Annotated in this window: 10 protein-coding genes and 1 pseudogene; 9 read left to right on the top strand and 2 right to left on the bottom strand. The window is 38.2% G+C overall.

What is annotated here, in order from left to right; all coding sequences use genetic code 11:
• Positions 1–87: 87 nt before the first annotated feature.
• Together E0H94_RS15190 and E0H94_RS15195 are read left to right on the top strand one after the other, a co-directional pair.
• Positions 88–510 (top strand): annotated as a pseudogene (locus E0H94_RS15190) (IS5 family transposase); the annotation flags it as partial.
• Positions 511–681: 171 nt separating this feature from the next.
• Positions 682–930, top strand: a complete 249-nt coding sequence (locus E0H94_RS15195) for a hypothetical protein (protein WP_264757562.1) — start codon at positions 682–684, stop codon at positions 928–930.
• Between the two features lie 164 nt (positions 931–1,094).
• On the opposite strand, the gene E0H94_RS15200 is transcribed toward E0H94_RS15195, so the two are convergent.
• Positions 1,095–2,279: a maltoporin gene (locus tag E0H94_RS15200; protein WP_131327273.1), complete on the bottom strand. Its 1,185-nt coding sequence runs from the start codon at positions 2,277–2,279 to the stop codon at positions 1,095–1,097.
• A 244-nt stretch (positions 2,280–2,523) separates the two neighbouring features.
• On the bottom strand, positions 2,524–3,567 hold the full coding sequence (locus E0H94_RS15205; protein ID WP_131327274.1) for a LacI family DNA-binding transcriptional regulator: 1,044 nt from the start codon (positions 3,565–3,567) through the stop codon (positions 2,524–2,526).
• A 343-nt stretch (positions 3,568–3,910) separates the two neighbouring features.
• On the opposite strand from E0H94_RS15205, the gene E0H94_RS15210 reads away from it, so the two are divergent.
• The 7 genes from E0H94_RS15210 to E0H94_RS15240 all read left to right on the top strand — a co-directional run bounded on the left by E0H94_RS15210 (position 3,911) and on the right by E0H94_RS15240 (position 12,728).
• Positions 3,911–5,497 carry an acyl CoA:acetate/3-ketoacid CoA transferase gene (locus E0H94_RS15210; protein WP_131327275.1) on the top strand — a complete coding sequence of 529 codons (1,587 nt, stop codon included), beginning with the start codon at positions 3,911–3,913 and terminating at the stop codon, positions 5,495–5,497.
• Complete coding sequence (locus E0H94_RS15215) at positions 5,494–6,279, top strand: enoyl-CoA hydratase/isomerase family protein (RefSeq protein WP_131327276.1); 786 nt, start codon at positions 5,494–5,496, stop codon at positions 6,277–6,279. The genes E0H94_RS15210 and E0H94_RS15215 overlap by 4 nt, the downstream gene beginning before the upstream one ends.
• A 1-nt stretch (position 6,280) precedes the next feature.
• Positions 6,281–7,795: an aldehyde dehydrogenase family protein gene (locus E0H94_RS15220; protein WP_131327277.1), complete on the top strand. Its 1,515-nt coding sequence runs from the start codon at positions 6,281–6,283 to the stop codon at positions 7,793–7,795.
• 52 nt (positions 7,796–7,847) lie between these two features.
• Complete coding sequence (locus E0H94_RS15225) at positions 7,848–8,633, top strand: 3-ketoacyl-ACP reductase (RefSeq protein ID WP_131327278.1); 786 nt, start codon at positions 7,848–7,850, stop codon at positions 8,631–8,633.
• Between the two features lie 8 nt (positions 8,634–8,641).
• Complete coding sequence (locus E0H94_RS15230) at positions 8,642–10,279, top strand: GMC family oxidoreductase (RefSeq protein ID WP_131327279.1); 1,638 nt, start codon at positions 8,642–8,644, stop codon at positions 10,277–10,279.
• Positions 10,254–11,426, top strand: coding sequence for a dihydrodipicolinate synthase family protein (locus E0H94_RS15235; RefSeq protein ID WP_131327280.1), 1,173 nt, complete (start codon positions 10,254–10,256; stop codon positions 11,424–11,426). The genes E0H94_RS15230 and E0H94_RS15235 overlap by 26 nt, the downstream gene beginning before the upstream one ends.
• Positions 11,427–11,489: 63 nt before the next feature.
• Positions 11,490–12,728 carry a sugar MFS transporter gene (locus tag E0H94_RS15240; RefSeq protein ID WP_131327281.1) on the top strand — a complete coding sequence of 413 codons (1,239 nt, stop codon included), beginning with the start codon at positions 11,490–11,492 and terminating at the stop codon, positions 12,726–12,728.
• The last annotated feature ends 2 nt before the right edge of the window (positions 12,729–12,730 follow it).

Here is a 12,730-nt window from a genome sequence, read left to right on the forward strand (position 1 = left end):
CCGCCAATACTGGCGGTTTTTTCATTTCAAAAGGGCTTTGTTGCACAAACCTATCTCTAAAGGCTTATTCCACAATATAATTTTGAGATGAATAAGCCTACACCTAAAATCTACCGTACAACCAATTGGTCCACATACCACCGAGCTCTCATTAATCGTGGGAATATTGCCATTTGGTTTGATCCCAAAACACAATGGTACGCTCAACCAAAAAGCAAACATGGTCGAAATCAAACTTATTCCGATACAGCCATCCAATGTTGCTTAATGATTAAATCCATATTTCGTATTTCTCTACGCATGGTCACTGGCTTTGTACAAAGCCTGATTAAACTTTGCGGATTAGATTGGGCGGCACCAGATTACTCGACCATTTGCAGAAGACAAAAGCATATTGATATTCAAATTAACTATGAAAAGAGTTGCAATGGGCTGCATCTACTTATCGACTCCACTGGTTTGAAATTTCTAGGTGACGGTGAATGGGAACGTAAGAAACATCAACCTGAATAGCCGTACTGAATAAATTTACGGAATTAGGCCGACCTCATACCCGAGTTGTAACTTAAATTTGAATAGAATGGGCTGGATTTAATTTTTAAATCTTTATGCAACAAAGCCTGAATAAAGGCATACCTCATTGGGGGGAGTGGTATTAATCAATCTATTGCTGCAACAAAAGTGGCAGGAACTGTTGCACAAGTAGGTTTTTTAAGTGGTCAAACATCTCAATTAAATCTCATGCCTTTAATTTTCAGACAAACTAATTTAAGAGGTATAGCTGTTGCTCCTCGAAAAGCCTTTGAACGTATGAACAACTTTTTAAATGAGCATGCTATTAAACCTGAAATTAAACGTGTTTATGCTATCGAAGCATTTGAACATTTATCAAAAGGAGCATTCGGAAAAATCGTAATTAAAATTAAATAAAGATTAGGTGTTTTATCTAGCCCTAAAATTCTCAATTGAAGCTATAAATACTTTTAACGATTATTTATTTAATTTGGGAATAATAAAAAACTGGCATTCTGATAGGCTAAAAGAATGCCAGCAATAGGCATAATTTTTTTCTTATAGTTATTTCACGACACTATTTACCACCAGTTTTCTAGCTGAATCCCAAAATTAGAACCGTGGCTAACGTTCTGAAAAGCATTATCTGGCACCAGCATATCTCTTAGCTTTTGTTCTTCTGCATTCCAAAACGCATAGGTGTAATACAAGCGAAGTTCAGGGCGATCATAAAAACCTGTTCCTTTCATTGACCAAGTTGGTGCAATAGTTAACTTGGTTAGATTTCGAGTCTGATCATTAGTTTTGATTTGGTCATAACCGACTTCTGTTGAGATTTTAAAATGGTCCTGAACTACATAGGCAACACGTGAACCTACTGAAATCCAATCACGATCATCTTGATTCTTAAATTGATCCTTTTGATAAACGAATTGAGCTTGTCCGTTAATTTTTTTATTATTTGATTCCCAGTCTAGAGCTTCAATAAATCGAAATGAAGAATTATCACGGTCAAGCTCAGAATTACCTGTATAACTCAGCCCCATACCCGCACCTTCACCATATTGTACAGCAACAGTATTTTTACCATTCCACACGCCATCAGTGACATCTTGTACAGTTAATGCCCATCCCATTTTATCTGCATCAACAAGAGAAAGACCTGTATTGATGGTATTTTTAGAATCCAACTTGATTCCTTTTAATGTCACATCATGTCGGTTGATATATTTTTCCTGAAACACATTATCTTTTCTTGAAAATGAATAGCTTAGCGATAAATCTTTATCAAATTTATAATCATCAATACCAAAGCCTGTTCCACTTTCATTCCAATAGAAGAAATCTGACATGTTAATATCATTTCGATTATAGAATCGTCTTCCAGCCCAGACATTTGCTCCATTCAAATATGAGATATTTCTCCAATCGACATAGATTTGATTTAACCGAGTAAAACCACTATTGCCCTTAAATTCTAAAGATTTTCCATATTGATTATAAAATTGTAGCATTCCATTAATATTTAATTGGGATCCATCTTCAAACGTAGTTAAGGTTTGTTTAGCTCCTAATTCAACATATTGTTCACATTCGTTTCCTAAACGGTATTTTGTAGGAGCTCCACTCAACTGGAAACATTGTTGAGTATTTCCATTTTCACTAGAGCCAATTCCCGTACGAGAATAGCCATGAAACTCTAATGCCTGTGTTTGAGACATACCAAAGATACTGGTGATTCCAATCAACCATATTGATTTTTTCATTAAAAGTCCTTTTTAACAAAATTTCTATATTTCACTGCTCATTATCTACAAAATGAAGATTCCTTCATTTTCATAAAAATTGGAACGTTCCATATTTTTTGGAACGTTCCAAAATATAGATATACAAATCTATTCTGTCAATATTTATTTAGATCAGTATGAAATTTCATATTTAAAATTTTTATCTGCGATAGAAATTCATGACGCTTGAGATAAAAATTTAGCCTTATTTTTTATTAGGGCCTTATACTTTTTCTCTAATTTTTATATTACCACAAGATTTTCGTACAATTAGTTTTGGTTTTAATAGAAACTTTAAGGGAGCTGCATCGGGTTTTTTTATTCTAGCAAGTAAGAGTTCACTTGCAATTTCACCCAATTTTTCTGGCTGATAAGCTACCGTTGTTAATGGAGGTATGCAATATTCTGATTCTGAAATCCCATCTCCTCCAACTACAGCAATATCATCACCTGCTTTTAATCCTCGTTGATCTAATTCACTCAAGGCCCCTATTGCAATCAAATCATTATAACAAATCACCGCTGAAGGCTTATTTTTTAACTCTAGCAATTGAGCCATTCCTAACTTTCCACCTTCCCGACTAATAGGTGCATCAATAACCCATTGATCATTATATTCTAATCCATTTTTTTCTAGACACTCCTTAAAGCCTTCTATACGCTCCAAACTTACTGAATAGCCCATATGGCGTCCAATAAATCCAATTTCTGTATGTCCTAACCCAATGAGATGTTGTGTTAAAAGTTGGATGCCTAATCTATTATCTGCTCCAACAAAATCACAAGCCTCTCCTTCTAGAGAACGCATAACGGTTACAAAAGGCACTCCCCACTTTTTCAGCATAGATATTAATTCAGGTGAAGTATCAAAGGTCGGACAAATGATTAAACCTGCAATTTTATGTTCACGCATAGTGACTATAACCTGCTGTTGTAGAGCATGGTCTTCAGCAGTATGTGCTAGTAGAGTTGTAAAGTCAGATTCTAAAAGTTTTCTTTCTGCTCCAATTAATAATTCAACAAAGAAAGTGTTTGTTAAATCATTAACTACTACCCCAATAATATTACTTACTCCCTGACGCAGGTTAGCAGCACTACGGTTATAGATATAGCCCAATTGAGAAGCGACCTTACGCACCTTTTCAGCAGTTTCTGATTTTACAAGTTCACTGTTATTCAATACTAAAGAGACTGTGGATTTAGAAACCCCTGAAACCTTAGCAATATCCATAATAGTGGCTTTACTTTTTGGTGCCTTACTACTCAAGAGCGATACCTCATTTATATGCATCAGGGCATAAGCATACCATTTCTTTTTTACTTAATTTCCTCTTATTAAAAAAATATATTGACAGAATTGGATAGTAATTTTATATTTTTGGAACGTTCCAAATAAAATTAGAACGTTCCTATTTAAGCATAAGAAGGAACTTATGATGCTAAAGAGCAAGAAGCCTGCTTCAAGTCTAGAAGATATTACTTCCCATTATCGGATTTAAAAGTATGTGCCTTCAGGTCATTTCTTCTTATCAATAGCGCTGAATTTTATTCAAATTGAATGAACCCAGTTTGAAACGATCTACAAATTATTGTGCAAAAGTGAAAACATCATGAATAAACTCATTAGTGCAGAACAAGCTGCAAAATTAATTGCTGATGGCGACATTGTAACGGTTAGCTCATCTAGTGGATTAGCTTGTCCAGATTCTATTCTTGCTGCTATTGGTGAGCGCCATAAACAAGCTTCCCACCCAAAAGACTTGACGTTACTTCACCCTATTGCGGCTGGAGATATGTACGGAATCAAAGGGATTGAACATCTAGCTCAAGCAGGATTAATCAAAAAAGTTCTAGCAGGTTCCTTTCCTAGTGGCCCATCTTCCTTACCAATGCCTGAAATCTGGAAGATGATTGTAAACAATGAAATAGCGGCTTATAACGTTCCAAGCGGCATCATGTTTGATTTACATAAAGATGCAGCAGCAAAGCGCCCTGGTGTATTAACAAAAGTTGGACTTAATACATTTGTCGACCCTGAGTTACAAGGTTGCGCTATGAATGCGAAAGCTGTAACTCAACCAATTGTTGAGAAAGTAAATTTTGCTGGTGAGAAGTGGCTATTCTTTCCGAGAATTATCCCAACAGTAGCAATTATTAGAGCGACAACTGCTGACGAGAAAGGAAATCTTTCATTTGAACATGAAGGGGGTTTACTTGGCGCATTAGATCAAGCTCTTGCTGTACGAAATAATGGTGGAATTGTTATCGCACAAGTCAAACGTGTAGTGAGAGCTGGTTCCATTAAACCGCACCATGTTCATGTCCCGTGTAATTTAGTTGACTATATCGTCGTAGCACCAGATCAGATGCAAACGACTCAAATTACTTACGATCCAGCAATTAGTGGCGAAATTCAGCAACCAGACTCTGTATTTGAAGTTACCCCTTGGGGAGCAGAGAAAGTAATTGCCCGTAGAGCTGCGATGCAAGTAGAAAGTGGTATGGCCGTCAATTTAGGCTTCGGTATCTCAGCTAATGTCCCTCGTATTCTTTTAGAAGAAGGTTACAACGGTGAGGTTACATGGGTAATCGAACAAGGTGCTGTTGGAGGAATGCCTCTACTTGGTTTTGCATTTGGTTGTGCAGCTAATGCTGACGCAATTATGCCTGCTTCCGCTCAATTTACCTATTTCCAAGGAGGCGGTTTTAACCTCTCTCTTCTTTCATTTCTACAGATCGATCGTGAAGGAAATGTAAATGTTTCAAAACTTCCAAGTAAACCCTATTTAACAGCAGGTTGTGGTGGATTTGTCGACATTACAACACACGCTAAAAATATTGTTTTTTCAGGCTTCTTTACTGCTGGAGCAAAATTAACAGTTGGTGATGGATTATTAAAGATTAATCAAGAAGGTAAATCACTAAAACTAGTTAATAAAGTTGACCATGTAACATTTAGTGGTCGTATGGCTTTAGAAAGAGGACAAAACATTATTTATGTGACTGAACGATGTGTAATGAAACTTACTTCTGATGGCGTAATGGTTACTGAAATTGCTCCGGGAATTAATTTAGAAAAAGATATTCTTTCTCAAGCAGAATTCCAATTACTTATTTCTCCAGACTTACAAATCATGAAACCAAGTTTATTCACTGATGCAGTAATGGGGTTAGAACTTAAGGAATATGCAGTATGAGTACACCACAAGGTTTAGTAACTATTCGTTTTGAGAACTCTGTAGCTATTGTCCAATTAGATAGACCTGAGAAGTTGAATGCTCTCACTCCGGAGATGATTAATCAGCTTGAGGATATTGCCAAATCTCTTGATCAGCGTACAGATCTTAAGGCAGTCATACTCACTGCAAGTGGAGATCGTGCATTTTGTGTTGGTGCAGATATTAAAGTTTGGGCTGCACTTGAACCCATTGATATGTGGCGTAGTTGGACAAGAAATGGACATAGAGTTTTCGACTTGTGGGCTCGTTTGCGCCTGCCTGTGATCGCAGCAATTAATGGTCACGCTTTTGGTGGTGGTCTAGAACTTTTAGCAACAGCAGATATTCGCGTTACGGATCCTCATGCAACATTCGCTTTACCTGAAGCAGGTATAGCTACTTGCCCTGGCTGGTCTGGGACCCAAAGACTTGTGAATTTAATAGGTTCTACTCAAGTTAAATATTTAGCAATGACTGGCAGAAGAATTAGCGCCGAACAGGCACTAAAAGTTGGTCTAGTACAAGAAATTAGTGATATCGGTGATGTGTTATCAAGTGCTATGCGTATTGCTGAAGAAATCAGTGCCAAAGCACCTATCTCAATTCAACTTATCAAACAACTTATCGATGCTGGAGAAGGACATAATTTAGCAGCTGTTCTAGAAGGAATAGCTGGTGCCCTTGCTGCCACTACTGAAGATGCAAAAGAAGGCTTAACAAGTTTTAGTGAACGCCGCACTGCTCAATACAAAGGAAAATGAAATGAAGTTCTTAAACTTAGACAATAATGTACCTGTCATTGAAAAGCCTTATCAAGGCCAAATGTTGATTGATGGCGAATTGTGCATTTCACAAAAAGGAAAGGTTACAGAACGAAAAAGCCCTGCACATGATGTAGTTGTTGGTATTTATCCTGATGGAAGTCGTGAAGATGCTGAACGTGCTGTAAATGCTGCACGTAAAGCTTTTGATAATGGTATCTGGTCAAATTTATCAGGAAGTGAACGAGCTGATGTATTAATACGTGTTGCAGAAGGTATAGCTGATCGTGTTGAAGAGATGGCACTTATTGAGAGTTTAGAAACAGGAAAACCTTTAACTCAAGCTCGTGGTGAGGTTTCTGGCTGTGTAGATTTATGGAAATATGCAGCTGCACTTGCTCGGACTTTACACGGTGAAAGCTATAATAATTTAGGCACATCAACCCTTGGTGTCGTAATGCGGCAACCTATTGGTGTGGTAGCAATGATCACTCCATGGAATTTTCCAATTTGGATTTTAAGCCAAAAATTACCGTTTGCTTTAGCGGCTGGATGTACGACTGTTATCAAACCTAGTGAATTAACTAATGGCACCACTTTAATACTCGGGGAAATTTTACAACAAGCTGGTGTACCAAAGGGTGTTGTTAATATTGTAACTGGATTAGGTCCAGCTGTAGGTGAACCTTTAGTTACGCATCCTCATATTGATATGGTCTCTTTCACGGGTTCTACACGTGTAGGTCGTCATATTGCAGCAGAAGCTGGGCGATCATTAAAAAAAGTATCTCTTGAGCTAGGCGGGAAAAATCCACAAATTATTTTCCCAGATTGTGATTGGAAAGCCGCTGTAGATGCAGTTGTATTTGGTGTTTATTTTAATGCTGGCGAATGTTGCAATGGTGGTAGCAGAATCCTTGTTCATAAAGATATTGCAGAAAGATTTACATTAGATGTTATTGAACGCTCTAAACAAGTGCCTGTAGGAGACCCATTACATCCTGATGTGAAAGTTGGCGCTATTACTAGTGAAGCTCAACTAAAAGTGATCCAAACAGCTATAGAAAATGCGAAAGCTGATGGTGCATATATTCGTTTAGGTGGAAATCGCTTGCCAACAGAAAAAGGGATGTTTATCGAACCTACAGTAATTACCAATGTTAAGCCAAGTATGTCTGTTGCTCGTGAAGAAATTTTCGGACCAGTCTTATCTGTTTTAACGTTTGATACTTTAGAAGAAGCTATCGAAATTGCAAATGATACTAGCTACGGTCTTTCTGCTGCCGTATGGAGTAAAGATATTGATATTTGCTTACAAGCTGCTAGAGAAATTAATGCCGGTACAGTTTGGGTAAACAATTTTCTTGAAGGCTTCCCTGAACTCCCTTTCGGTGGTTTTAAAGCATCAGGTATTGGTCGCGAATTAGGTATAGCAGCAGTAGAAGATTATACAGAACAAAAAACAGTTCAATTACATATTGGTGAACGAACTAATTGGTGGTTGCCTAAAACTTAAAAACTAGGTTTATTTTAATTGAAAATTGGAACGTTCCAAAAAGGAAAGGATTATGACAAGGATTAAGGATTTTGAAGAACGACCTATTGCATTAGTCACCGGTGGTCGCAGAGGAATTGGAGCATCAATAGTTTTGCAATTAGCAAAAGAAGGCTTTGATATTGCTTTTACTTGCCGCAGTGAAGATTCAGTAGCTAAAGAATTATGCTCAATAGTAGAATCTGTTGGGTCAAGGGCTTTAGCTGTCGCTAGCGAACTCCAAGATTTAAAAGCTCAAGAAGAACTAATTAACAAAGTAATCGCTTGGGGTGGAAAAATTGATTGTCTAGTTAACAATGCAGGTATTGGCTCACCTTCTCGCGGTGATCTACTTGAAATGCAACCTGAAGCGTTTGATTTAGTTCTAGATACCAATTTAAGAGGAACTTTTTTCTTAACTCAACAAGTTGCTAAACATATGTTAGCAACTCCGTCTAGTAGTCCTCGTAGCATTATTACTATTTCAAGTGTTAGTGCTTCAATGGCTTCTACTGAACGTGGTGAATACTGTCTTTCTAAAGCTGCTTTAGCTATGGGTACAAAGCTTTTTGCTTTGCGATTAGCTGAAGCAAATATTGGCGTATTTGAAGTACGTCCTGGAATTATTCGAACAGACATGACTGCTAGTGTCGCTAGCAAATACGAAGAACGTTTTAAAAATGGGCTCGTACCCATGGCACGTTGGGGGGAAACTGAAGATATTGCAGCAGCAGTAAGCAGTTTAGCTTCTGGCAAATTGAACTTTTCTACAGGCTCTGTCATCAATATTGATGGCGGTCTCTCTATCCCTAGCTTCTGAGAAATGCCATGAAATATGATTATATTATTATTGGCGGTGGCTCAGCTGGTTGTGTATTAGCTAATCGCCTTAGTGCAGATCCTGCTATTAATGTTCTACTCCTTGAAGCTGGAGGTGATGATAAGCATCCCCTATACAGTATGCCAGCTGGTTTTGCCAAAATGACCAAAGGACGAGGTTCATGGGGTTGGGATACCGTTCCTCAAAAGCACCTCAATAATAGAGTATTACGTTTTACTCAAGCTAAAGTTATTGGTGGTGGATCATCTGTTAATGCTCAAATCTATACCCGAGGAGCTGCTGCAGATTATGATGAATGGGAAACTGAATGTGGTGCAAAAGGTTGGTCATATTCTGATGTTTTGCCTTATTTCAAACGCGCAGAGAATAATCAACGATTTGCTAACAAATATCACTCTTATGATGGCCCACTAGGTGTTTCTAATCCTATTAGTCCACTTCCAATTTGTGAAGCTTTTTTTCAAGCGGGTCAAGAATTAGGTATTCCTTTTAATCCTGACTTCAACGGTGAGAAACAAGATGGCCTTGGCTATTATCAACTTACCCAATTGCACGCTCAACGCTCTTCAACTTCAACGGCTTATCTACGTCCTGTACAGAATCGAAGCAATCTAACAGTTCTGCTAAATGCATTTACTAAACGCATTATTCTTTCAGGAAAAAAAGCGATTGGAGTTGAAGTTATCCATTCTGATCCTTCTAAGTCTGGAATTTATAATGCGGAACGTGAAATCATTTTAAGTAGTGGAGCTATCGGGTCCCCTAAACTACTTATGCAATCTGGTATTGGGCCAGCAGATCATTTACGTGATGTGGGTATTGAAGTTAAACATGATTTACCAGGTGTTGGTAGTAATCTTCAAGACCATCTAGATTTATTCGTTATCTCAGAATGTACGGGTAATCACACTTATGACCCATATTCCTCACCATTTTTAGCTGCTTGGGCTGGACTTCAATACCTCTTGCTTAAAAAGGGTCCTGTTGCATCTAGTCTTTTCGAAACGGGGGGCTTTTGGTATGCGGATGAGTCTGCACGCTCCCCAGATATCCAATTTCATCTAGGCTTAGGTTCTGGTATTGAAGCCGGGGTTGCCCAAATGAATAATCCCGGTGTAACGCTAAACTCTGCTTTATTGAGACCACGCTCACGGGGAACAGTAAGACTTGCAAATAGCAATCCTTCTAGCGCTCCACTTATTGATCCAAACTATTGGGCAGATCCTTATGACAGAGATATGTCAATCAAAGGATTACGTTTAGCTCGAGAAATTATGAATCAAACGGCTCTTAAACGTTTTGTACTAGAGGAAAAACTTCCTGGAAGTTCAAAAGTCAGTGATCAGCAATTATTTGAATACGCCTGCGCAAATGCAAAAACAGATCATCATCCAGTTGGTACTTGCCGAATTGGAAATGACAAGGATTCTGTTGTCTCAAGTGATCTAAAAGTTCATGGAATTGAAGGATTAAGAGTAGTCGATGCTTCTGTTATGCCGAGAGTACCTAGCTCGAATACTAACGCTCCTACCATCATGATTGCTGAAAAAGCAGCTGATCTCATTTTAGGAAAAACATTACCAACAATGGATAAAACACATGAAGATTCTCTTACCTTTGCATAATGGAAACCTTGAACAATACGAACTGAAATATGCAGAAGCACCTTTTGCATCACCAGTAAAAGGCTCTATGAATCGTATTGCGTATGCAGCTGCGCATGTTGTAGTTAATCCTACTCAGTCAGGAAATCCTTGGGATGAAACCATCTCAATCGATTGGGACAAAACACTTGCTTTCCGCGAATACTTATGGAGCCTAGGTTTTAAAGTGGCAGAAGCAATGGATACAGCTCAACGAGGCATGGGTTTAGGATGGAAAGAATCAGCTGAGCTTATTACCAGAAGTGCGGCCCATGCAAAGACTATTCCTGGGGCGGAGTTAAGTTGTGGTGTAGGTACAGACCAATTATTAGTGACAAAAGAAACAACGTTAAATGATGTTCTTTCTGCATATAGAGAACAATTTGAAGTCGTAAACAATGCTGGGGTAAGTGCCATTCTAATGGCTAGCCGCGCTTTATGTGCCACAGCAAAGTGCGCTGCTGACTATGAAAACGTTTATACAACTTTGCTTAATGAGGCACAAGACAAAGTTATTTTGCATTGGCTTGGTGAAGCCTTCGATCCTAATTTACATGGCTATTGGGGAAGTACCGATGTCCCTACAGCTATGGATACTGTTCTTTCTATTATTAACAAGAATGTAGATAAAGTTGATGGAATTAAGATTTCCCTTTTAGAAGCAAAATGGGAAATAGAACTTCGAAGTCGCTTACCTGAAGGGGTAAAGCTCTATACAGGTGATGATTTCAACTTTGGTGAATTAATTGCAGGTGATGGCGATCGCTTTTCGCATGCACTTCTTGGAATCTTTGACCCAATCGCTCCTGTCGCTGCCCATGCACTTGCTGCACTAGCAGACGGTGATATCCAACGATATGAAGAGATTATGCAACCTACGGTACAGCTTTCTAGAGAAATTTTTTGTGCTCCTACCCGCTACTACAAAGCTGGGGTTGTTTTCTTAGCTTGGCTAAATGGTCATCAAGACCATTTCAGCATGTTAGGAGGTATGCAATCAGCGCGGAGCTTAAATCACTACTGCGAAGTGTTCCGCCTAGCTGATCAAGCAGGAGCTCTGATTAAGCCAGATTTAGCAGTTGAAAGAATGAAACAGTTTATCGCCGTTAATGGTGGCATCACTGGTTAATATGAATATCTGAGTAGGAGTATTGACTCCTACTTTTTACTAAATAATATGATAGAGGTACACATGGACGTACATATCAATGCTGCAGTAAATTACCAAGCGAATCCTTCTAAATCCGCTACCAAAATTGCGTTTATCTTAGTTACTAGTTTGTTCTTTATGTGGGGACTCTCACACGGTTTATTGGATGTTTTAAACAAACATTTTCAAGATTCTTTACATGTTACTAAAGCTCAATCTGGTTTTGTTCAAGCTGCATATTATGGTGCATATTTTTTAGTAGCCCTCCCTATTGGTATATTCATGGAGCGCTTCGGATATAAATCCGGCATTCAAATAGGTTTAGGTTTATTTGCTTTAGGAGCATTACTTTTTATTCCAGCTACTATTGCTGGTGCTTTTAGTATGTTTCTAATCGCCCTATTTGTATTGGCATGTGGCTTAGGTTGTTTAGAAACAGCTGCTAATTTATATGCTTCTGTCCTAGGAGCCCCAGAGCATGCTGAAAGACGCTTAAATTTAGCACAATCTTTTAATGGATTAGGCGTATTTGTCGGTCCATTAATTGGAGGCGCCCTATTTTTTGCTCCCCATATTTCTTTAGGACAACTTTCTGTAGACCCTGTAATGTTTACATATGTATGTCTTGCATTTGTCGTTGTAATCATGATGATCATTTTTGCAAGAACGCCTCTTCCTGAAATACAAGTTGCTACTACACAAGATAATAAAATTAATGAAGAACGTTCAATTTGGTCCTATTCAAATTTTACTGGTGCTTTAATAGCGCAATTCTCTTGGATTGCTGCCCATGTAGGTATCTGTGCATTTTTCATTAATTTCGCAATTGACCATTGGACAGGACTTACTCCACAAAAAGCATCATTCTTATTATCTATAGGCCTAATCGTATTTATGGTAGGACGCTTTATTAGCACATTATTAATGCGTTCATTTTCTCCTCGGAAAATGCTTGTTGCTTATGCAATGATAAATGTCGTCCTATGTGGAGTCGTTGTTTCAGGTCTTTCGATAGTCTCAATTTATGCTCTTATCCTTTCCTTCTTCTTCTCATCGATTATGTATCCAACAATTTTTGCGATGGGTGTTAAGAACTTAGGATCTCATACAAAAAAAGCTGGATCACTTTTAGTAATGACCTTGGTTGGAGGAGCAATTTCTCCTTATTTCATGGGATTAATTGCTGATTTACGAAGTATTGAGCTTGCTTTCATCGTTCCTACTATTGGTTTTGCAGCCATAGGTATCTATGCATGGCTTCAAAAGAAAATTAATGGATAAAA

Origin of the sequence: Acinetobacter sp. ANC 4173, assembly GCF_004331255.1 — a bacterium.
Classification (GTDB): domain Bacteria; phylum Pseudomonadota; class Gammaproteobacteria; order Pseudomonadales; family Moraxellaceae; genus Acinetobacter.